The following is a 20,542-nucleotide window of genomic DNA, read 5'->3' as shown; positions in this document are numbered from 1 at the left end:
TGAAGTCTAAGTGCCTCGCGCTTTACGTTCTTTGATTTAGCGCTTCTTAAGATCATTCTTTATGGGGTTTCCATATTGAAATTCAATTTAGGAATTCGTTAACCCACCTAGCATTTTCATTTTGAAAATCACTTTAAGACACTGATTTAAATAAACATTATTTCTGGTTCATATTTTGCTCTACTTCATTAAACGGAATGTTGGAGCAACACGATATGACTTACAGAGCAGAAGTAGACGGATTAAGGGCGATTGCTGTCACGTTGGTGATTTTGTTTCATGCAGGAGTTGAGCAATTCGCTGGTGGCTTTATTGGCGTCGACGTGTTTTTTGTGATCAGCGGCTATTTGATCACCACCATCGTGATTAACGACTTAGAAAACCAGAAGTTCAGCCTTGGTGATTTTTATGAGCGACGCATTCGTCGCATACTCCCCCTCTTACTGGTGGTGATCGCCGTCAGCTATTTGATGTCTTGGTGGCTATTTTTGCCGCAAGCACACAAAGACGTTGGTCAGTTTGCAGTATCTTCCATTCTTTCCTCATCCAACATTCTTCTGTATTTAAAAGGCCACAATTACTTCGGTTTAGAAGATCAAGCCAACCCGCTGTTCCACACATGGAGCTTGGGCGTTGAAGAACAATACTACATTGTCATTCCTTTGCTACTCATGCTACTCGCTCGTGGTAAAAACGCGTTTTACCTGACTTTTTTTATCACGGTATTTGTGCTGAGTTTGATGACTATTGTCTACGCGAGCAACGATCCTGATTTCGCTTTTTACATGATCTTCTCTCGCGCTTGGGAGCTGGCAACCGGTTCATTACTCGCATTAGTGATGAGAAAAGTCCAAGTTCAATCTAACGATACTCTAGCAACCATTGGCATCGTTTTGATATTGGCTTCCGCGCTTTTGTTTGAAAAATCGCAAGATGGCGCGGGCATTACGCTGCTGGTGCCGGTCATCGGTAGCGCGTTGGTGATTTTGTTTGCCTCTAAAGGCAATGTCTGCGGTAGATTACTGAGCCTAAAGTGGGTCGTGTTCGTCGGCTTAATCAGCTACAGCTTATACTTGTGGCACATTCCATTATTTGTCTTTTACCGCTACGTGTTGGACACAACACAAGACGTCAATATCCCGCTTTACGTTATCGCTCTTTTTGTACTGTCTTACTTCACTTGGCGCTTTATTGAAAAGCCGTTCCGTAGCCGAAAAGCCATGAGCATGCGCACTGTGTCCGCGGTTATTGTGTTGTTGACGTTGCCCTTGCTAACGCTCGGCGTTATTGGTCATCAAAACGGTGGTTTTCCAGAAAGAAGCGCATTTTTCGAGGCCATGCGCGTTAACAACGGTTATGGTTTAGATTGCAACGGCAACACCAACGTTAACGATGTGTGCTCGTCTGCGCCGCAGCCCACCATCGCTGTGTTAGGCAATAGTCACAGCATGGTTTACGTGAAGCGTCTATCTGAAGTAACACCAACTGGCGTGGTGCAACTTACTCAAGATTCCTGTGCAGTCGGTTATGTCGACATCCTAGAAGCTGCTGGCTCAATTTCTTGCCGACAGTTCTTCAATGAGGCTGTCGATACCATTCTAAGTACCCCTTCCATTCGTCGCGTTGTTATCTCTTCTAATTTCAATAAAGAGCTTTCACAAGCCGATTATGAAGCATCATTAACCAAATTATTGAATGAACTGAAAGGAAAGGAAGTGGTCGTTTTCGGTCCAACCCCTTCTGCACCGTTTGCGGTAGGAGAATGCCTTTGGAAAGCGCGTTTGTTTGGCGAGACAGAAGAGTCTACCTGCGACTTTTCTCCCAAACAACATCACCCTCAAAACGTGGCGAAGTTAGTGAACTACTTTGAGCAATTTGAGCACGTTGAGTTTGTCGACTTGACCGATGCCATTTGCAGAAATGGCGTATGTCGAATGAGAGTTGGAGCAAACAATGCGATGTATACGGATGACAGCCATTTATCTTACAAAGGTGCTGAGTTGGTGCTTGGGCATTACCACAACAGTACAAATGAAGCGCAACAGTTCACTTACGACCGACAATAACCAAGGGAATAAACTTTTATGCTTCAGCGCTTATCTCAGGTAAGCGCTGAATGCTTTAAAGCAAGACAAAGCTAGGCGTCTATTTGAAAATGCGCGGATCAAACGCGAAATCGAGCTTTTCGGCTTTCTTGATGATCTCTTTCATTTTGGGATGATTTGGATTCACCACGTAGTTTTTATCACGAGGTGAAATCGTTGAAGGCACTTGCAGCGCGGCAAACTCTGGATGAGGATCATTGAGAAACTGATCACCAATGTACTGCGTAGACTCGCTCGCCGGTATTGCTCGCCACGTCACAGGGAGATCTTCTTCATCTAAGGTGGCGATGAGGTATTCTGGCATTTCAATACGATATAAATCGTAAAGTTTGGTGATAGCAGGATCGTTGTTTACGTGAACAAATACTTCCAACGAGCAAAGGGATTCCGATTCAGAGAAGTAGAGGGCTTCGGTTCCTTTTGAATTCCATCGCCCTCCAAACAACTTTGCGCCAACGGGGCTGAATGGCGTGTCAGCGAATTTCTTTTGTGTGAGACGATAGAGCTTCATATTACGAGAATACCCCGTGCTCTAAACGGCCGATCAAATCTTTTACGATTTCAAAATCCACCGTGGTCGAGACCATATCAAGTGGACGTTTTCCACCTAAGCCATACACATTCTCTCTCATCCATTTTAACGCGCGCTCTTCGTCGTCAAACAGTTCTGTCGCGAGTTTCAATAACATCGCTAATCGATAGATTGCATCACTTTCTTGCGTATTGAAGCGTTCATCGTTTTTTAGACGACGCTTGACCGTGCTGACAGGTATCAATGTGACGTTTTGAAACTCACTCTGAGAAAGCTTCACACGCTCAACAATATTGCGATACACCTTTGGCTCAAAGCCTTTGTGAACCGCATCAGTGCGACCTGTTTCAGAGTCTTCAATACCCAACATAAACCAGAAATTGGCTTTATGAGGTTGTTTCGGTTTGAAGCTTTTTAATGCTGCAGTTGCCATATCAAGCTCCTATGGTTCATATGGTCCAGTTATTATGGTTCAAATGAGCTTAACTTTCAATCAAAGTAACAATCAAAGTAAAAAGATAGGTAAAGAAAAAGGCGAGCTTTTCGCCCGCCTCTCTTACTTATTCATCAACCCATCTACCGACGGGCATCGTTTCACTTATTGCAAGTCAAAACGATCCGCGTTCATGACTTTCGTCCATGCGGCGATGAAGTCATGGATGAATTTTTCCTGATTATCATCTTGCGCATACACTTCCGCATACGAACGCAGGATCGAGTTTGAACCAAAGACAAGATCCACTCGAGTAGCCGTCCACTTCACAGCGTCGGTTTTACGATCACGGATTTCATATTGATTAGCACTCACTGGTTTCCACGTATATGCCATGTCAGTAAGGTTCACGAAGAAATCATTCGACAAAGTGCCTACTCGGTCAGTAAATACGCCCTCTTTTCCACCGCCGTAGTTACTGCCTAGAACGCGCATACCACCGATAAGTACCGTCATTTCTGGCGCCGTTAGCCCCATAAGCTGAGCACGATCTAATAAAAGCTCTTCTGGCTTAACCGCGTAGTCTTTCTTCAACCAATTTCGGAAACCGTCAGCAACAGGCTCAAGTACTTCGAACGATTCCACATCCGTCATCTCTTGGGTGGCATCACCTCGGCCTGGCGCGAATGGTACGGAAACATTATGACCTGCGGCACGCGCAGCCAGTTCAATACCTACGTTCCCAGCAAGCACGATAGCGTCTGCAACACTACAGCCCTCTTCTGCTGCTATTTTTTCTAGCACCGCAAGAACACGGCTTAGACGTTCAGGTTCGTTCCCTTGCCAATCTTTTTGCGGAGCCAAGCGAATTCTCGCGCCATTTGCACCGCCTCGGCGGTCAGAGCCACGGTAAGTACGCGCACTATCCCACGCCGTACTTACTAACTCACTAATGGATAGGCCACTTGCTTCAATTTTTGTTTTCACTAAATCGACATCGTAGTCTGTCTTACCTGCGGGCGTTGGGTCTTGCCAAATAAGATCTTCGCTTGGCACATCAGGGCCGAAATAACATGATTTTGGTCCTAGATCGCGGTGTGTCAACTTAAACCAGGCACGAGCAAAAACGTCATCAAAGTACGCAGGGTCATTTTGGAACTTTTCTGCAATCTTACGATATTCAGGGTCCATTTTGAGCGCCATATCGGCGTCGGTCATGATTGGATTGTAGCGCTTAGAACCGTCTTCAACATCGACAGGCTTGTCTTCTTCTTCAATGTCGATTGGCTCCCATTGCCATGCACCTGCTGGGCTCTTTTTCAGTTCCCAGTCATACTTAAATAGTAGGTGGAAGTATCCGTAGTCCCATTGTGTAGGGTGTGTTGTCCAAGCACCTTCAATGCCACTCGTTACCGCGTCACGGCCAATGCCACGTGTTTTGTGGTTAATCCAGCCAAGACCTTGCTCATGAACGTCTGCTGCTTCGGGCTCTGGGCCAAGGTTTGCGGCATCACCATTACCATGACACTTACCCACCGTGTGACCACCAGCTGTGAGCGCGACGGTTTCTTCATCGTTCATTGCCATTCGCGCAAAGGTCACTCGCATGTCATGTGCTGTTTTGAGAGGATCTGGGTTACCGTCTACCCCTTCAGGGTTCACATAGATAAGACCCATCATTACCGCAGCAAGCGGGTTTTCTAAATCTCGCTCACCAGAGTAGCGGCTGTTATCAGCGTCACTTGTGGCTAACCATTCTTGCTCAGACCCCCAGTAAGTGTCTTTTTCTGGGTGCCAAATGTCCTCTCGTCCAAACGCAAAGCCAAAGGTCTTAAAGCCCATGGATTCGTACGCCATGTTACCGGCAAGGACAATCAGGTCTGCCCAACTTAGTTTGTTGCCATATTTTTTCTTGATTGGCCATAAAAGGCGTCGAGCCTTATCGAGGTTGGCGTTATCTGGCCAAGAGTTGAGAGGAGCAAAGCGTTGGTTGCCTGTAGCAGCACCGCCACGGCCATCCGCAATACGATAACTGCCCGCTGCATGCCATGCCATTCGGATCATTAAACCACCGTAGTGTCCCCAGTCGGCAGGCCACCAGTCTTGGCTATCAGTCATTAAATCTTTTAAATCTTTTTTAAGTGCTTCGACATCTAGCTTTTTCAGTTCTTCTTTGTAATTAAAGTCCTGACCAAATGGGTTGGTTTTGGAGTCGTGTTGATGCAGGATGTCTAAGTTCAAGGCATTCGGCCACCAATCCATCACCGACTTATCTGTAGATGTTTGCCCACCATGCATAACTGGACATTTACCTACCGAACCGCCGTTTGCTTTGCTCATATAATGCTCCTTCGTGTCGTGGTTGTGGTAACCACTCTTTGTTATTCAATAAATCGAATATCCACCTCAAACAGCGTAGTTCATACACTGTTTTTTTAGTTAACGCCAAGTCAAAATTTCAAACATTTCAGCGAATAAATAATTGTTATCAAACATGTACCTATATGCAGAAAATATGGATAGAGATCAGTTTAAGTCCATACCTGAATACTTAATCCCAGACAGCCTCGCCATGTTGTGATCCCAGGTCGCTAAATCATGATGACTAAATTCACTCAGAGCGTGATGACCACAAGCCCTCGCCATGACTTTCATGAGCTCGACCGAGGATTCGAAGAAATTTTTCAGTTGCTGGGATGACTTTTCAACGTCGAGACGCTGCCTCAAATCGGCATTTTGTGTCGCAATGCCTGCAGGGCAATTATTGGTGTTGCAGATGCGAGCCGCGACACAACCGATCGATTGCATTGCACTGTTTGCTATCGCTACTCCGTCTGCTCCAAGTGCCAACGCTTTGACAAAATCCGTAGGAACTCGCAACCCACCAGTGATGATTAATGTGACGCTGTCACTTACACCTTTTTCATCTAAGTACTTACGTGCACGAGCTAATGCAGGGATGGTGGGCACACTAATATGATCACGGAACATAGTTGGCGCCGCACCCGTGCCACCACCGCGACCGTCTAAGATGATGTAATCAGCCCCAGCATCAAGCGCAAACTGAATGTCTTGCTCAATATGGTTGGCACTGAGTTTAAATCCAATTGGAATTCCGCCTGTGATGCCACGAACTCTGTCAGCAAACTTTCTGAAATCGTGAGTAGTGTGAAGATCTTTGAACGTTGGTGGTGATATCGCTGGTTGTCCCTCGGGGATGCCTCTCACCTGAGAGATCTTACCTACATTTTTATTTGCAGGCAGATGACCACCCGTGCCCGTTTTTGCTCCTTGCCCGCCTTTGAAGTGAAACGCCTGAACATTAAGAAGCTTAGATTCGTCGTAGCCAAATTGAGCACTAGCAAGCTCATAGAAATACCGTGAATTGGCGGCTTGCTCTTCCGGTAACATGCCACCCTCACCAGAGCAAATCCCAGTCCCTGCCAACTCTGCACCTTTTGCTAGTGCAATTTTCGCCTCTTCAGAAAGTGCGCCAAAACTCATGTCCGACACCAACAAAGGAATGGCGAGTCTGAGCGGCTTACGCGCGTTTGGTCCCACAATCAACTCGGTAGACACAGGAACGTCTTCCAACAACGGTTGTGTCGCCATTTGCGCCACCATGATTTGTATAGCATCCCAATGTGGTAGCAAATGCCTAGGAACCCCCATTGCAGCCATCGGACCATGATGACCGAGTTTAGAGAGTCCTTCTCTCGCTAATTGGTGGATAAACTCGAGGGTTGGTTCTTCTTGAGTAGCAGACGCTGTTGGTTTGTCTCTTTTCTCTCGCTTTTGTTCCGGTCCCTCTTTACCGACTTGCTCTGCGGTAAATCGCTTGTGTGTACCATCACAAAAAGGAGCATTGGCGGTATGCTTACATTGGCAGAGATAGGCATCTTCGTCTTTTTCCGCACTAAAGCTCATTGGCTTTAAGCCGGTTCCCGAATGAGACCCATCGCAGTAAGGTTGATTTTTAGAACGCCCACATCGGCAGAAGTAGTATTCTTGCCCAGCTTTCAACTCTACTTTGATCGGCTTGTTATCAGCGATGATTGGCTTGCTCATGTTGCCCCCTATTTATTATTGTTAACCATGCTTTCTCGCTGGCTTGCAATAAGCGTAGAACAGGAGCGTAAAGAGCGTCAGTGTAGCCGAGTAAAATGCGCGATTGTCGCCCGACTAACCTATACTTTTTATGGGTCTCATACACGTGGAGGCTATATGACGATTGCAACCCGATTAGATGAATATTTGACTGAGCATAACATTCACTTTCAAACCGTGAATCATAGCCACAGTCATAGCTCGCTACAAAGTGGTGTTGCAGCAGGTGTGCCTTTAATGAATATCGCAAAAGGTGTGATTCTTGAGGATCATGAAGGGCGTCATATGATGGCGGTCTTACCTGCCAACAACAAAATCAGTTTGTCGAGATTAAACGACGAGTTTAACGCCACCTTCCACTTGGTGAAAGAGCGTATGGTTTACCGACTCTTCACCGATTGTGAACACGGCGCTATTCCACCGATTGGTAGTCCTTACCACATGTCGACAGTTTGCGATGAAAGATTAGCAAATTTGGAACATGTCTATCTCGAAGCTGGCGATCATGAAACTCTGATTAAGCTGGACAGAAAGGCGTTTAAAGAACTGATGAACGACTGTAGATATCTAAGATTCAGCAGTGAAGTTCAGCATTAAACTTGCCAAAACCTCTCGACATTTCCTGAACAAGGCTCTTTCAACAAGAGCCTTTCTTTGTTTTGTTGGTAGCACGCGAAGGAAGTTTCTCGGACTTTGGTGCTCAGCGTTTCAGAGCACATAGAAACAAAAAACCGCCTATTCGGGCGGTTTTTTATCAATCAAATCATAATTATTATCGAACAAAGATCTTTTGGATCGCTTTTATCGCCATAGCCCTACGGCGCATTAATACGCTCGTTCTTGGCAACCATTTCGGTGTGTGAAGAATGGTTTTCGCATGACTAAAAGTTCTGAATCCTTCCTCTCCGTGATAATGCCCAATACCCGATTCACCAACGCCACCAAAAGGCGCATCTTCAGCGCCAACATGTAAAACCGTATCATTAACGCCGACGCCACCGCTGTGGGTGTTGCGTACAATATGTTTGATAGTCGATTTGTCGTCCGACATAACATACAGCGCAAGTGGTCTTTGGTGCTGATTAATGTAGTCAATCGCTTCATCAACGGCATTGTAGGGCTTAACAGGTAGAAATAGCCCGAAGATCTCCTCTTGCATGATTCGCATATTCGGCGACACATCCGTGACCAAATGAGGATACAGAAGTCGTTCCTCTTGGGGCGACGCCTCAACAGTGTGAAGGTTAGCACCTTGCGCTTTTGCATCCTCAAGTAGTGCAGTCAAACGATCATATTGTCGTTGGTTGACAATATGGGTCAGCTTTTGATTCTTGTTGGATTTTAAATAGAGCTTTTCAAAACGTTTTAAGAATAGCGAAATGAACTCTTCGACACGTTCTTGCGGTACAAATGCGTAGTCAGGCGCGACACAAATCTGGCCTGCATTAATGCATTTACCAAACAAGATAGCATCAACGGCTTTCTTCATGTCTGCATCTTTTGCAATGATCACCGGGGACTTTCCACCCAACTCTAACGTCACCGGGGTAAGGTTTTCCGCTGCCGCTTTTGCCACTGCGCGACCAACACTCGTAGAACCCGTGAACAAAAGGTGATCGAATGGCAGTTGGCTGAATGCTTGTGCGACGTCTGCTTCACCCTCAAAAACTTCGACATACTCAGACAACCCACGGCAAATATCGACGATGACTTTATTGGTTTTTGGCGTAAATTCGCTGAGCTTCATCATCACGCGGTTGCCAGCAGCCAATGCTGTCACTAAAGGCGCAAGGCTCAAAATCACAGGAAAGTTCCACGGTGAAATGATCCCGACGACACCTAACGGTTGATACTGAACGGTGACTTTAGAAGGTGCGAGCAATAAGCCGGATTCGCGCTTGCTGGGTTTGCACCATTTTTTTAGTCGTTTGAGGGTATAATTAATATGCGAGACCGTTGGCAAAACGTCGGTCATAGCGGTATCAAATTCTGAGCGATAGCCAAAATCGTCACTTAACGCTTCAACCAGAGCTTGTTTGTTCTCAAGCAGCGATTTTTTTAACAAAACGAGGCGCTGTTTACGTTCATCTAAACTAGGATAAGGCTCGGCTGCATATGCCGCTTTTAAGCGTTCGAGGCTTTGCTGTAACAAGTTATCTACTTCAACCTCTGTGATTGCGTTCATGATGCTTCTCCTAGCCTAGTTTCTACCAATGACGCCCCAAGTTAACACGAGCGCAACAATGTTACTATTGTAGCGCTCGTGAAGTTAGAGTTCGAACTCTGATTAAAATATCTCTAGGGTGGATACTACGTCAAACGTAGTTCATAAATGCCTAGTCGTTGAGAGCGGTCAAGCATATCGAACTCATGATCAACGTATTCTTTTAATGTGGCGCCTGCACGCTCAGCAATATTGATGCTAGCGATGTTATCTTCCATACAATGGAACTGAATGAATTGTGCGTGCCCTTTCTTCTTCAAGAAAGGGATCAATACTGCGAGTACTTGATCAATCACACGATGGCCTCGCCCATTGTTAGCAAGCCAGTAGCCAATTTCAGTAACACGTGTATGTGAATCCACACCTTTAATGCCAATAACACCCGTAAGCTGCTCATCAAAATAAATTGCACACCAGTGGGAATCCAGCGCGTTACTGTTCACTCGCTGGGAAATGTAGTTCACGGCCTCTCGATGATTCGTGACAGAATCCGTCCAAGGTAGATAGCCCTCAAGGCTCTCTCGGTGAGTGTTCACAACCTCTAGTAAAGCGGACGCGTGTTTCGTATTAAGGGGCTCAATTGAGATCCTTTGCGAGACGGAAAAACGCTTCTGTAAGTGATTTCCTTGATACGTCTCTTGGCATGTGACTTCATCCATAGATGTTATTCCTTTTTATTGTGAACGCTCAGCGCAAATCCTAACGCTTCATTTTATGAGAACAAACCTCTCTATAAAAACTAATCAAAGCCGTTGCCGTTCATTTAGCCCTTTTGATCGATCAGCGTAAATGGCGTTAGTGATGCCACATCTACATAATGCTTCCATACATGTTCATAGAGGTGATGCTGATTGGCAAACGGAGCCAGCTGCTTAGCTTCTTCAATCGTACACCAGCGATACTCTGTATGCTCTTCGTTAAGAACAACTGATTGGTTAGGCGGACAAAATAGCACAAAACATGGGATAACCATGATACGGTTATTTTTTGCTTCGTAGAACTGCTCTAGAAAGTCTGCTGTATGTAACTCAACTTGGTCAATTAGTGTCTCTTCTTTTAACTCTCTTAAAATGGTTTGCCACCCGGCTTCACCCGCTTCGATACCACCTGCAACATGGCACCAATAGCCACCTTTTACGCGTTTGAGTAACAGCATTTTTTCTATGCCATCAATTTTTGAAATGACAACGCCTGAAACATGCGTTGCTTTTATCGGGATCATGTAAGCTCCTTAAATATCGAGTTTTTATTGTTACGCTGAAGAGAGGCAGATTAATTGCTACGTATTCTACTGTTTATTCATCTTGTCGACAGAAGTGTTTGAGTTGAGAGGATTTAATCGCTAACTAAGTATGCTAAAGTGAGATCTGTCGCAACAAATGAGCAGTAAAATGTCCAATTCATTCAACACTATGATTCCCATCGGTGTGCGCTTTATGGTGCTTTCCGCGTTCGGCTTTGCTCTGATGTCGGCTACAGTAAAGCACGTCGGCAACTACGGTATCCCCGTTTTTGAAATCGTTGCAGCAAGAGCGCTCGTTTCACTTATCATTAGTTATTTCGATGTAAAGCGAAAACGAATTTCTGTATGGGGCAATAATAAGCCATTACTATTTGCACGCGGTGCTGTGGGCACGATGGCTCTGATGTGTGTATATTATTCAGTGACCACCTTACCTTTGGCAGAAGCGACGATATTCCAGTATATTCATCCGGTATTTACTGCACTACTCGCCGTATTTTTCTTGAAAGAGCGCATCCAGCCGTCAACTTTCCTTTGTATTGCGTTGTGCTTACTCGGCATCTATATCATGGTAAGCCCAGAAACTGGGCAAGGCTCAGATAGCGCTTTACCAATGTTTAGCGTCATGATTGCGATCTTAGGCGCATTTGGTAGCTCAATTGCCTACGTCATTGTCAGAAAACTGAGTCAGACAGAAGACAGCTCAGTGATCATTTTCTATTTCCCGTTGGTTGCTCTCCCCGCTTCACTCTTACTGATTGGCGACGATTTTGTAATGCCCGATCTATATCTGACTTTCATGTTGGTTCTAGTTGGTGTCTTTACCCAAATTGGGCAATTGGGGTTAACCAAAGCGATGCAAACTCAACAAGCGGGTAAAGCCTCCGCTTATTCGTATATCCAGATCGTATTTTCTGTGTTGTTAGGCATCATTTTCTTTGGCGAGGTTCCGATCATTTGGACGTACGTCGGTGGCGGTCTGATTGTTACAGGCGCATTAATTAATGCGTTTGGTCATCACTTACGGTTACCTTTTATTAAGCGCAACGCTTGATATACCTACCCAGAACCGTAAACACGACATTTAGAAAAACAGCCAGAGTGACTCTGGCTGTTTTGTGTTTAGCCTAACGTTAAGCTGATATTTTTAACCCTGCGATACCAGCGACAATCATTAGCAAGCTTAAGGCTTTGATAAGTGTTGCTGGCTCATTGAACAGATAAATACTCACGACTGCCGTGCCTATTGCGCCAATCCCTACCCATACGCCATAAGCAATGCCTAAAGGCAAGGTTCTTAACGCAATGCCAAGCAACCAAAAGCTCAATAACATAAAGACAATAGTGAATGCCGAAGCACCGAATTTGGTAAACCCTTGTGAATATTTAAGACCGACAGCCCATGCGATTTCACACAAGCCCGCAATGAAGAGAATTCCCCAAGCCATGTCACATTTCCCAACGAGATGGGGTCGTCCCCGAGAAAAGATAGAGCGGTGAGGTCGTCCTCACTTCTGATTGACTGCTTATTATATACAGAAATTTGAACATAAAAAATAAAACACGGCGATAAGCATACAACTCAAACATCTCATGCACGCTTAAATTCTACGCTTTTCTTTTTAACGGTGGCGGACTCTCTATTTCGCATCAATAACGACACCGTTTTTTAACAATTTACATATAACCTTCTGGTGTTGAAAGTGTTGCATTTATTGCACAAATCACACAAAAACTAATTGAACATGTAAATATGAAAACGTTTGTGTGACTAATATCGCTTAAAACAATGACTGATGACTTTAATATTCAGCCGAATTAATTATAAGGTATGACGTACCCATGAAAGCAATCAAAACCTCTATCGCTGTCCTTGTTGGCGCCGCTCTACTATCTGGATGTAATGACGATACTGAATACGTCAATGTTCAGCCTAAAGAAGTAAAAATAGCGACTTACAACCTCTCTTTTGACCGCGCTACCTTCGAAACTTTGGTAGATGAAATGCAAATTGAACCAACGCAGCAAGCTGCGTTGGTCACCTCTTATTTAGACGGTTCAATCGCAGCCGAAGACAAAACCACTGCGGAAAAAGTCATTCAAATTCGTAACGTTGCAGCAATCATTCAAAAGAATCGTCCTGATGTTCTTATGATGGCGGAATACAACAACGACGGAACAGGCGAAAACAAAGCAGCCATTGAAGGATTCCAGAAGAACTACTTGTCTGTCGCGCAAAGTATCGATGGCGCGGGCGGTGAAGCAAACCTTGAGCCTATTGAATACCCTTATGCTGAATCTTATTCAACTAATACAGGGTTGTTGAGTGAGTTTGATCTCGACAACAACGGAACCGCAGGTCAAATGCCAGGTGATGCATGGGGCTTTGGCATGTACCATGGTCAATATGCATTTGCCCTTATGTCTAAGTATAAAATTGACACAGCAAACACACGTACATTCCAAGCATTTAAATGGAAAGATATGGAAGGTGCGACAATTCCAACCATTACTATCTGTGACGGTTCGCAAAAGATTCCAGACGGCATGAAGTGTGGTGATGAATGGTACTCAGCGGAAGAGTGGGATCAAGTGCGTCTATCTTCGAAAAATCACGTCGACGCGCCAATCATCATTCCAACTCGCAATGGCGAGGAAGTTGTACACTTGTTGATGTCTCATCCTACTCCACCAGTATTCGACACCGGTAAAAACAAAGCGCAAAACGCAGCAGAAGTGGAGTTTTGGCATCATTACATTCAAGGCAAAGACTATTTTTACGACGATGCGGGTAAAACAGGTGGCTTAACGAACGGCGCTAAATTCGTAATGATGGGTGATCAAAACCTTGATCCAGTGGCTGGTGACGGCATTAGCTCTGTAATGCAGAAGCTGCATAACGATCCATTAGTTAACCAAACCGTGATGAATGGTGAGCTTTACCCAACAAGCTTTGGTGCAGCTGAACACGCTGTTGACCGCAGTTCAACTCACCCATATCCGAATCGCATCACTTCAACGTTTGGCTTAGGGGTAGACTATGCCTTGCCTTCAGCAAATTTGAATGTAATAGACTCTGGTGTGTACTGGTCAGCGTCTTATGAAGAAGGCCGTAAACTATTTAACGATGCACGTATCGGTAAGTATGGTGATGGTAAGGATGTATCTTCCGACCATCGCATGATCTGGATTAAAGCACAGTTCTAGACTGCATAAAAAAAAAGCCAACCACAAGGAGTCGTGATTGGCTGTATATATTTGTGAACAAGATGGTTCACTAACAACGTCAGTTGGCTAGGTGACCCTCGGCTTAGAAAGGGTCACTCATACTAAAGCATGAGACGTGCCAACTTTTCAGTGCACAAAAACAGGTTGTTATTTAATCACTTTCATTAAAACTTAACCAATAGCTACTGTTTGCTCACAGAATAAATTGCAATTTGCAAACTACCATTGGCATTTCGCAATAAACCTGATCTTTAGCTCTTGCTTTTATTGCTTCCTAGCTAAGTCGCGTGCAAGGATTAACGCAAGTCCGAATACTTGTAAGAAGAGTCCGATATTCTTGTACCAAGCGATCTTTTCATCCTGCTTTGCCATTACCTCATTGAGCTCTACATTCTCAATGTAGTAATTATCGATGCGGTCTCTATACGAAGCTTGTGCCTGATTTATCTTTGATATTAGTTGAGGAAGTTGATCAATTTTTATTTCATCCGACTCGTTATGAACCCAAGAAGATAAATGACCTGCTAATACCTCTTCTAGCTCTAAAGGTATCGCTACGCTCTGACTTATGTGCACATGCAGCAGTAAAGCTTCTCTTTTCCTTTCTAGGGTTTCCACACTGTTCCATGCGAGTTGGATGGAATACAAGTTTTCTGCTGTTTGCTCTGCGAGCTGCGAGTGCTGTTTACCCAACTTATCAAGGACTAAGCTAGTAACGATGATCGCGCCAATATTCAGTACTAATCCAATCAGAACGAGTACCCAAGGTGGTGGAATGTAACGTCGCAGACTTACCATAACTTATCGTATGGCAGGTAAATCATATTTAACACAACCAATGAAAGTATCACCAGAAATGTCACCTGCATCCCTCTAATGCGCTTTTTCAAGTCTTTTTTCAATATGCCTTTAGCATGAATAACTCGACCAATTACAAAAATAATACCGGTGAGATGTATCCATGTTGGGTAAGCACTATTGAATTCTAAAAGTGCCATTAAAATCAGGGTGATGGGGATATATTCTGTCGCATTACTCTGGGCACTACGAGCAATTTGTAGAGCCTCTACCCCACCATCTGCATAAGCAATTTGATTTAAGCGACGTTGCTTAATTACTTGAACAGCCAACCAAATAATGAGTATTGCGAGAATGTTGGCATACAGAGCTGTGATCATATGTCGTCCTTCTTGATCTGGTTTTCACTTATATAAGCGTGTCACTTGGCTATAACTATAGCGGTATCATTATGATAATGCGTCAAATAATCTCAAGTTATGATTTCTATTCGGGCAAAAAACGAAAGCCAATGCTTCATGACATTAAAAATGCCCTCGAATGGAGGGCATAAGAATAAAGAAGCTAATATGTGAGAATATTGAAACCACTATAAGGGGTGTTTGACCAGCTTTTTGCGCCGATGCCCTTTGATAATACTTTCAAAAATTGTGAACAACAGCCCTACCCAAATAAATGCAAAGGTCACCGCTTTCACTTCGTCAAACAACTCGCCAAAAAACATAACTGCCAACACAAACTGCAAGCTTGGCTCGATGTATTGCATTAGACCGACGGTTGATAAATTAGTTATACGTATTGCGATAGAATAAAATACGAGTGGTAAAAGTGTGATAGGTGCACTGCCAAAATACAAAAGCAATGTTGTGGTATCTGTGCCCGAAGCCAGTTCACCAGTTGCCCATTGTTTATAGAGCAAATATGCGAGTGCAACTGGAGTCAGTAACAACGCCTCAACAAACAAGGTTGTACTCCAGTCATAATTTATCTTCTTCTTGTACAGCCCATACAAAGCAAAGAACAACCCCATCGTTAGTGCGATAACGGGTAGCTGACCATAGTGAATCACTTGATACATAACACCAATTGTTGCCAGCACGATTGCAATAAGCTTGCCTATTGAGAGCTTATCCCCAAGAATAAATACGCCCAGTGCAACAGATACTAATGGTCCAATAAAGAAGCCTAAGCTGGCATCGATGACCCGATGATGGGTCAAAGCCCAAGTGAACGCACTCCAAGAAATACACATCAAACTGCTCGCCACAAACGTGTACCACAAGGATTTTTTATCAAGCCAGATTTCTTTCCAATTCAGCCCTCGATGGGTTATCCCAAGTACAATTAGAAACCCGACAGGTACAGACCCAATGATTCGCCATGCTAGCAACTCATCCATAGAAGCATTTGGTAAATAACGATAATAAATTGGTAGCAATCCCCAGATCACAAAGGAGAATGCTGCCATAAAAGTGCCATAACGAGTGTTATTCATAAAACTATCGCCCATCTAAACGACCAATTTGGCGTAAGTAAACAAGTCCGCCATACATAAAAAGGAATGCAATCCCGCAGTGACTTTATGATGCAGATGGCATTATTGGCTCAACGCTTGTACGACGGCGGTAAAGCCACTCACAAAACACAACATAAGTGCCCCAAACCGAATCTTTTCTTTTGGTAACGACTGGGTAGTTTTCATTGCTAGCCAGTAACCAAGCGCCGCAGCAGGTAATAGAGGAATAGTAATGACCAAATGATGCAATGTGAAGAAGCCCACTGGGATTTGTACTATTAGTGAAATAATCGAACTGAAAACAAAAAAAGCCGATAAATTACCGCGTAACTGATTCGCTTCTTGATGCTGCAACAATAACGCCATCGGAGGACCTCCAATCGCAGAACTGGTACCAAACAACCCAGAAAAGAAACCAGCACATGTCATACGCGAAGGCGTAGGCTCAACCCGAAACGGTAAAACACTCACCAAGACTGCAAACAGCACCAACAAACCAATCCAAAGCGTGAGAGTTTGTGTAGATACAAAAAAGAGTAGCAAGCCACCAGCAATTGATCCCGGCACTCGCCCAATCAACGCCATCTTTAAGCCGCCGATCTCAACACTACTGCGGTGCTTCATCGCATTCATCAACGAAATAAATAACGCGACTAAACAGATTGGCGCAGGAACATATTCTGGCGCCCAAAGAATCAGTAAAGGTGCGGCAACAATAGCCAAGCCAAAACCGATTGCGGTCTGGACATAAGAGCCAAGAAATATCAAACCTATTGCAAGGAAGTTTATCGAATCGAATTCCATTTAGATTATTCTTATATTTGAAAAATAAACACAAAACCAAAGCACATTCGCATGATGAATGCCTCAGGCACACTGCGATATGAATTCCGCGTAGCATTCATCAAAGTGAATAAAAAGACAATCCATTTGTGCGGTTCGCCCTCATTTGCATTTTGTATTTCATTCCGCTGATGTACATGTTTGCTTACATCGAAGAGGATTCATGCTCGCCTGTTCACGCAGCATTTCTTCAGCGGAATTTTATATGGGCCACCGCAGACTCCAAACGAGAGTTACACCTTAGATATTCTTCCCTGCCCTCAATAAAAATAAGGCTGCCAATCGGCAGCCTTATTTGTTTCATCTGATCGGTTTTTTACGCAAAGTTAAACACGTATTTATCCATCATATTCACCATGCGGCCAATCTCTGGCTTGGTAATCGTATCATTTGCGCCAAGAGATAGTGCTTTCGCTCGGTTATCCTCACTCATCAATGACGAGAACATAATGATCGGCATTTCATGAAACGCTTCGGTATCGCGTAGTCTCTTCACTAAGTGCATACCATCCATTCGAGGCATTTCTACGTCCGTAACCACCGCATCTAATAGCTCTTTAACTGGCAAGTTTTCTTCTTTCGCGACCTCGATCAAGCTCATCAACTTCTCATGCGCCTCACCACCGTCTTTACATGTGATCACATTGTAACCTGAAGAAGCTAATGTATCTTGGATCAAAGAGCGAATAAATGCTGAGTCATCCACCACCATGATCGTTTTAGCATTACGCTTACCGACCATTCTCTGGTTGAGATCCACCGACTTGTCCCCTTTCACATCGTATTTTTCCATACTCAGTTCTGGGTTGATGTCTGCGATGATTTTTTCAAAGTCGAGAATCATGATCAGGTTGCCTTCTTTACGGACAACGGCTACTACACAATCTTGTTCGCCCGCTTCCAAAAACTGACTTGGTGATTCCACATCATTCCAAGAGATACGATGAATACGCGAAATGCTGTCAATTAAGAAGCCATTGGTCATTTTGTTGAAATCCGTAACGATTACAAACTTGCGCTCCAGATCTTGTCGTGTTGGCACACCTAACCAACCAGCTAAATCCACTAAAGGCGTCAGTACATCTCTGGATGAGAACACACCAATCATATGAGGTTGTGCGTTTGGATAATCGGTTGTTTCTGGCACGCGAATCACTTCTCGTACTTTCGCAACGTTAATGCCGTAATAACAAGTTTTTGTGCTGCCATCTGGCAATGTTTTTTCTAAATGAAACTCGATGATTTCAAGCTCATTGGTACCACTTTCTGTCAAAATGGTGCTGGTTACGTTACTCATAAAGCCAATTATCCAACCAAAAATACGCATCAGAAAAGTTTGATGCAAACGCCATGAGAAGCCGTTCTCTGGCTAAAAATCCAAAAGTCCTTTGTAGTCGTTACAACAAAATTTGTAAACCATCAAAAGGACGGCTAACGCACATTTCCATACCAAACCATGTAAAATTGTCTCATTTTTGAACACGACATTATGAGTGGCCAAAGTGCGAATTAACACCTCCACTTTTAGCGGCAGAGTCAATGAAAAGTTTAGAAATAATTTGAAGTAATGTTCAGCGTCAATAGCCAAACCTATCTAACAGATATCAGTACAAAGTTGGCTACTGTGCTCATGCCTGGTGTATAACAAGCTCTCTTCAAGTGGCATGGTATAAAACTGCGCTTGTGAACACACGGGTTTAAATCGAAGCGCTAGAGGCATCGCAAGAAAATCTGAAGGCATAGAACACTGAAAGAACACTTTCAGTTTGTTAGTTTTCTGTCAGCGTAAGTTTTAAGCAATCATCCTATCACTAGGTATTTCAATACCTGACATCGCTATTCCCATAATCAAGACACTGATTTTCACTTTTGGAAAGAGTCATTTTCCTTCCTCTTAGCAAGGTTTTTCCTACAATCCTATTCATCCAATTGCGCTGTCGCCTGACAGCACACTAGTTGATGTATTAGGTGAGGTTAACTTTGAATAATGTTCTTATTATCGACGCTCAACCATTGTATAGCGAAGCACTTGCTTCTCTAGTTGAATCCGTAATCAACGCAGCTGAAGTGATTCAAACCACTGACAGTGCGGAAGTGATGGATCTTGTTCGAGGCCAAAAGATTGATTTGATTATTCTAGACGTAGTGCTTGGCGACCGCGATGGTATGCGTTTAGCCAAAAACATTTTAGCGACGGGATATCGTGGCCGACTGTTATTTGTTTCTTCACGCGACTACTCGAGTCTTTCTAAAGCAGCGTACGAAATGGGCGCCAACGGCTTCTTAAGCAAACATGAAACAAGAGAGACCATTATCGACGCAATTGTGAGTGTTTCACGCGGTTACTCAATGTTTAAGTCGACTCACACACCATCGTCGGGTAACGTAACACTTTCAAATCGCGAAGCCATGGTGTTCCATTATCTTGTACAAGGCTACTCAAATAAGAAGATTTCTGAACAACTTTCACTCAGCGCTAAAACAATCAGCACCTACAAAACGCGTATTCTGAAAAAGTACCATGCGGACACGTTGATTGAACTTCTGCATACTATTCCTCAGTCAGAAAACATTGAGTTTTGCCGCTAAGCGCTCATGTATTTTGCAATAGCACCGATTAACAACTGGTGCATTGCATCATGTCTTAAGCTTTGCTTCACCTGTACAACCACTTTTGGCCAGCCATCTGGGTAAAAATGCTCTGGCACTCTTATAAATTTATATCCATCAATTGGCGCCTGATATTCAAGTAATACGGTTGCGGCGCTTTTTTGCTTAATTAGCTTCAATACGCTGCTTACGTTGTCTAGAGCCGCAATACGGTTGATGACCATACCGTGGCTTTCCATTGCACGCTTAACGAGCTGCTCTTTCTCTTTCCAACCGATAATCTCTAACATGATAAAGGGAAGTTTGGCTGCTTCTTCCAGGGTGGTAATTCCCAGCTCTTCAGGGACAACTACCACAGCAGGTGCATAGCCGATGAACTTCTGATAAACAGATTTCGGAACATCCTCGTTGAAGTAATGTAACTGCGCATCCACTTTGCCTAGGATTATCTCTTCTATCGTATACTCTGTAATCGTTGCTATCGAAATGTGCGCCTTGGGAAACAGCACCATTAAATCCATTGCAAGTAAATGCCCAAATGAGTATTGAGCGGTTTGCGGTAAACAAATGGTGATGTCTTTTTCGTAATTTTCCGGTTCAAACTCATCTCTAATTAGACAAGTTTCAAGCTTCTCTAGTGCATCGGAAATTTTAGGTAATTGACGTTTTAAATAGTCCGTTGGTTCCATGTGATGAGGATGCCGAATAAACAATTCATCGTTTAGCTGGAGTCGCAATCGGGCAAGGTATTTGCTAATTGACGCTTCACTCTTCCCCATCGCTTTCGCAACGGGCTTGAGCTGACGGTGCTTATCCAGTAAGACAAGTATTTTAAGTAAGTTTAAGTCGAGATCTTTGTTCACGTGCGACACCAGATGTAAGGTCGAGAATAAATAGAGCAAT

The 20,542-nt window shown here is 44.0% G+C and carries 19 protein-coding genes; 5 read left to right on the top strand and 14 right to left on the bottom strand.

Going from position 1 to position 20,542, the window contains the following annotated elements; all coding sequences use genetic code 11:
- Positions 1-215: 215 nt before the first annotated feature.
- Complete coding sequence (locus R7Z47_RS06800) at positions 216-2,066, top strand: acyltransferase family protein (protein ID WP_047101455.1); 1,851 nt, start codon at positions 216-218, stop codon at positions 2,064-2,066.
- Between the two features lie 79 nt (positions 2,067-2,145).
- Here the strand turns inward: R7Z47_RS06800 and R7Z47_RS06795 are convergent, their stop codons facing one another.
- From R7Z47_RS06795 to R7Z47_RS06780, 4 genes are all read right to left on the bottom strand, one after another.
- Positions 2,146-2,616: an RES family NAD+ phosphorylase gene (locus tag R7Z47_RS06795; protein ID WP_005376497.1), complete on the bottom strand. Its 471-nt coding sequence runs from the start codon at positions 2,614-2,616 to the stop codon at positions 2,146-2,148.
- Between the two features lies 1 nt (position 2,617).
- On the bottom strand, positions 2,618-3,070 hold the full coding sequence (locus tag R7Z47_RS06790; RefSeq protein WP_047101449.1) for an antitoxin Xre/MbcA/ParS toxin-binding domain-containing protein: 453 nt from the start codon (positions 3,068-3,070) through the stop codon (positions 2,618-2,620).
- A gap of 165 nt (positions 3,071-3,235) precedes the next feature.
- On the bottom strand, positions 3,236-5,410 hold the full coding sequence (gene katG, locus R7Z47_RS06785) for a catalase/peroxidase HPI (protein ID WP_047101448.1): 2,175 nt from the start codon (positions 5,408-5,410) through the stop codon (positions 3,236-3,238).
- 186 nt (positions 5,411-5,596) lie between these two features.
- The gene (locus R7Z47_RS06780; RefSeq protein ID WP_025767832.1) at positions 5,597-7,138 is read right to left on the bottom strand and encodes a glutamate synthase-related protein; all 1,542 of its coding nucleotides are present in this window, start codon (positions 7,136-7,138) and stop codon (positions 5,597-5,599) included.
- Between the two features lie 156 nt (positions 7,139-7,294).
- Here R7Z47_RS06780 and R7Z47_RS06775 point away from each other — a divergent pair, with 156 nt between their 5' ends.
- Positions 7,295-7,774, top strand: coding sequence for an aminoacyl-tRNA deacylase (locus tag R7Z47_RS06775; protein WP_262606759.1), 480 nt, complete (start codon positions 7,295-7,297; stop codon positions 7,772-7,774).
- 175 nt (positions 7,775-7,949) lie between these two features.
- On the opposite strand, the gene R7Z47_RS06770 is transcribed toward R7Z47_RS06775, so the two are convergent.
- The 3 genes from R7Z47_RS06770 to R7Z47_RS06760 all read right to left on the bottom strand — a co-directional run bounded on the left by R7Z47_RS06770 (position 7,950) and on the right by R7Z47_RS06760 (position 10,623).
- Positions 7,950-9,362 carry a coniferyl aldehyde dehydrogenase gene (locus R7Z47_RS06770; RefSeq protein ID WP_262606760.1) on the bottom strand — a complete coding sequence of 471 codons (1,413 nt, stop codon included), beginning with the start codon at positions 9,360-9,362 and terminating at the stop codon, positions 7,950-7,952.
- 125 nt (positions 9,363-9,487) lie between these two features.
- Positions 9,488-10,060, bottom strand: coding sequence for a GNAT family N-acetyltransferase (locus tag R7Z47_RS06765; protein WP_017635338.1), 573 nt, complete (start codon positions 10,058-10,060; stop codon positions 9,488-9,490).
- 104 nt (positions 10,061-10,164) lie between these two features.
- Complete coding sequence (locus R7Z47_RS06760; protein ID WP_017635339.1) at positions 10,165-10,623, bottom strand: NUDIX hydrolase; 459 nt, start codon at positions 10,621-10,623, stop codon at positions 10,165-10,167.
- A 169-nt stretch (positions 10,624-10,792) separates the two neighbouring features.
- Here R7Z47_RS06760 and R7Z47_RS06755 point away from each other — a divergent pair, with 169 nt between their 5' ends.
- Positions 10,793-11,698 carry a DMT family transporter gene (locus R7Z47_RS06755; RefSeq protein ID WP_005376505.1) on the top strand — a complete coding sequence of 302 codons (906 nt, stop codon included), beginning with the start codon at positions 10,793-10,795 and terminating at the stop codon, positions 11,696-11,698.
- Between the two features lie 79 nt (positions 11,699-11,777).
- On the opposite strand, the gene R7Z47_RS06750 is transcribed toward R7Z47_RS06755, so the two are convergent.
- Positions 11,778-12,092, bottom strand: a complete 315-nt coding sequence (locus R7Z47_RS06750) for a DMT family transporter (protein WP_005376506.1) — start codon at positions 12,090-12,092, stop codon at positions 11,778-11,780.
- 394 nt (positions 12,093-12,486) lie between these two features.
- On the opposite strand from R7Z47_RS06750, the gene R7Z47_RS06745 reads away from it, so the two are divergent.
- Positions 12,487-13,851 carry an endonuclease/exonuclease/phosphatase family protein gene (locus R7Z47_RS06745; RefSeq protein WP_017635340.1) on the top strand — a complete coding sequence of 455 codons (1,365 nt, stop codon included), beginning with the start codon at positions 12,487-12,489 and terminating at the stop codon, positions 13,849-13,851.
- A gap of 285 nt (positions 13,852-14,136) precedes the next feature.
- Here the strand turns inward: R7Z47_RS06745 and R7Z47_RS06740 are convergent, their stop codons facing one another.
- The 5 genes from R7Z47_RS06740 to R7Z47_RS06720 all read right to left on the bottom strand — a co-directional run bounded on the left by R7Z47_RS06740 (position 14,137) and on the right by R7Z47_RS06720 (position 18,326).
- On the bottom strand, positions 14,137-14,670 hold the full coding sequence (locus R7Z47_RS06740; RefSeq protein ID WP_318129913.1) for a DNA mismatch repair protein: 534 nt from the start codon (positions 14,668-14,670) through the stop codon (positions 14,137-14,139).
- The gene (locus R7Z47_RS06735) at positions 14,664-15,050 is read right to left on the bottom strand and encodes an MAPEG family protein (protein WP_005376510.1); all 387 of its coding nucleotides are present in this window, start codon (positions 15,048-15,050) and stop codon (positions 14,664-14,666) included. The genes R7Z47_RS06740 and R7Z47_RS06735 overlap by 7 nt, the downstream gene beginning before the upstream one ends.
- 209 nt (positions 15,051-15,259) lie before the next feature.
- Positions 15,260-16,165, bottom strand: a complete 906-nt coding sequence (gene rarD / locus R7Z47_RS06730) for an EamA family transporter RarD (RefSeq protein ID WP_025998671.1) — start codon at positions 16,163-16,165, stop codon at positions 15,260-15,262.
- Between the two features lie 102 nt (positions 16,166-16,267).
- Positions 16,268-16,990 carry a sulfite exporter TauE/SafE family protein gene (locus R7Z47_RS06725; protein ID WP_005390054.1) on the bottom strand — a complete coding sequence of 241 codons (723 nt, stop codon included), beginning with the start codon at positions 16,988-16,990 and terminating at the stop codon, positions 16,268-16,270.
- Between the two features lie 355 nt (positions 16,991-17,345).
- The gene (locus R7Z47_RS06720) at positions 17,346-18,326 is read right to left on the bottom strand and encodes a chemotaxis protein (RefSeq protein ID WP_025998672.1); all 981 of its coding nucleotides are present in this window, start codon (positions 18,324-18,326) and stop codon (positions 17,346-17,348) included.
- Positions 18,327-19,009: 683 nt separating this feature from the next.
- Here R7Z47_RS06720 and R7Z47_RS06715 point away from each other — a divergent pair.
- Positions 19,010-19,618: a response regulator transcription factor gene (locus R7Z47_RS06715; protein ID WP_017821556.1), complete on the top strand. Its 609-nt coding sequence runs from the start codon at positions 19,010-19,012 to the stop codon at positions 19,616-19,618.
- Here the strand turns inward: R7Z47_RS06715 and R7Z47_RS06710 are convergent.
- Positions 19,615-20,502, bottom strand: coding sequence for a LysR family transcriptional regulator (locus R7Z47_RS06710; RefSeq protein ID WP_033906494.1), 888 nt, complete (start codon positions 20,500-20,502; stop codon positions 19,615-19,617). The two genes, R7Z47_RS06715 and R7Z47_RS06710, sit on opposite strands and share 4 nt — an antisense overlap.
- Positions 20,503-20,542 lie beyond the last annotated feature (40 nt).

The sequence above is a fragment of the Vibrio sp. 1641 genome (genome assembly GCF_033339995.1).
Taxonomy (GTDB): Bacteria; Pseudomonadota; Gammaproteobacteria; order Enterobacterales; family Vibrionaceae; genus Vibrio; species Vibrio alginolyticus.
The sequence above is the reverse complement of the archived record's forward strand: the minus strand, read 5'-3'. Positions and strand labels throughout refer to the sequence as shown.

What these genes read in the sequence shown, in the direction of transcription:
- R7Z47_RS06765 (WP_017635338.1), bottom strand. Translation starts at nt 10,060, where the DNA reads ATGGATGAAGTCACATGCCAAGAGACGTATCAAGGAAATCACTTACAG.
- R7Z47_RS06780 (WP_025767832.1), bottom strand. Translation starts at nt 7,138, where the DNA reads ATGAGCAAGCCAATCATCGCTGATAACAAGCCGATCAAAGTAGAGTTG.
- R7Z47_RS06800 (WP_047101455.1), top strand. Translation starts at nt 216, where the DNA reads ATGACTTACAGAGCAGAAGTAGACGGATTAAGGGCGATTGCTGTCACG.
- R7Z47_RS06775 (WP_262606759.1), top strand. Translation starts at nt 7,295, where the DNA reads ATGACGATTGCAACCCGATTAGATGAATATTTGACTGAGCATAACATT.
- R7Z47_RS06760 (WP_017635339.1), bottom strand. Translation starts at nt 10,623, where the DNA reads ATGATCCCGATAAAAGCAACGCATGTTTCAGGCGTTGTCATTTCAAAA.
- R7Z47_RS06735 (WP_005376510.1), bottom strand. Translation starts at nt 15,050, where the DNA reads ATGATCACAGCTCTGTATGCCAACATTCTCGCAATACTCATTATTTGG.
- R7Z47_RS06755 (WP_005376505.1), top strand. Translation starts at nt 10,793, where the DNA reads ATGTCCAATTCATTCAACACTATGATTCCCATCGGTGTGCGCTTTATG.
- R7Z47_RS06740 (WP_318129913.1), bottom strand. Translation starts at nt 14,670, where the DNA reads ATGGTAAGTCTGCGACGTTACATTCCACCACCTTGGGTACTCGTTCTG.
- katG (WP_047101448.1), bottom strand. Translation starts at nt 5,410, where the DNA reads ATGAGCAAAGCAAACGGCGGTTCGGTAGGTAAATGTCCAGTTATGCAT.
- R7Z47_RS06745 (WP_017635340.1), top strand. Translation starts at nt 12,487, where the DNA reads ATGAAAGCAATCAAAACCTCTATCGCTGTCCTTGTTGGCGCCGCTCTA.
- R7Z47_RS06795 (WP_005376497.1), bottom strand. Translation starts at nt 2,616, where the DNA reads ATGAAGCTCTATCGTCTCACACAAAAGAAATTCGCTGACACGCCATTC.
- R7Z47_RS06790 (WP_047101449.1), bottom strand. Translation starts at nt 3,070, where the DNA reads ATGGCAACTGCAGCATTAAAAAGCTTCAAACCGAAACAACCTCATAAA.
- R7Z47_RS06720 (WP_025998672.1), bottom strand. Translation starts at nt 18,326, where the DNA reads ATGAGTAACGTAACCAGCACCATTTTGACAGAAAGTGGTACCAATGAG.
- R7Z47_RS06770 (WP_262606760.1), bottom strand. Translation starts at nt 9,362, where the DNA reads ATGAACGCAATCACAGAGGTTGAAGTAGATAACTTGTTACAGCAAAGC.
- rarD (WP_025998671.1), bottom strand. Translation starts at nt 16,165, where the DNA reads ATGAATAACACTCGTTATGGCACTTTTATGGCAGCATTCTCCTTTGTG.
- R7Z47_RS06725 (WP_005390054.1), bottom strand. Translation starts at nt 16,990, where the DNA reads ATGGAATTCGATTCGATAAACTTCCTTGCAATAGGTTTGATATTTCTT.
- R7Z47_RS06750 (WP_005376506.1), bottom strand. Translation starts at nt 12,092, where the DNA reads ATGGCTTGGGGAATTCTCTTCATTGCGGGCTTGTGTGAAATCGCATGG.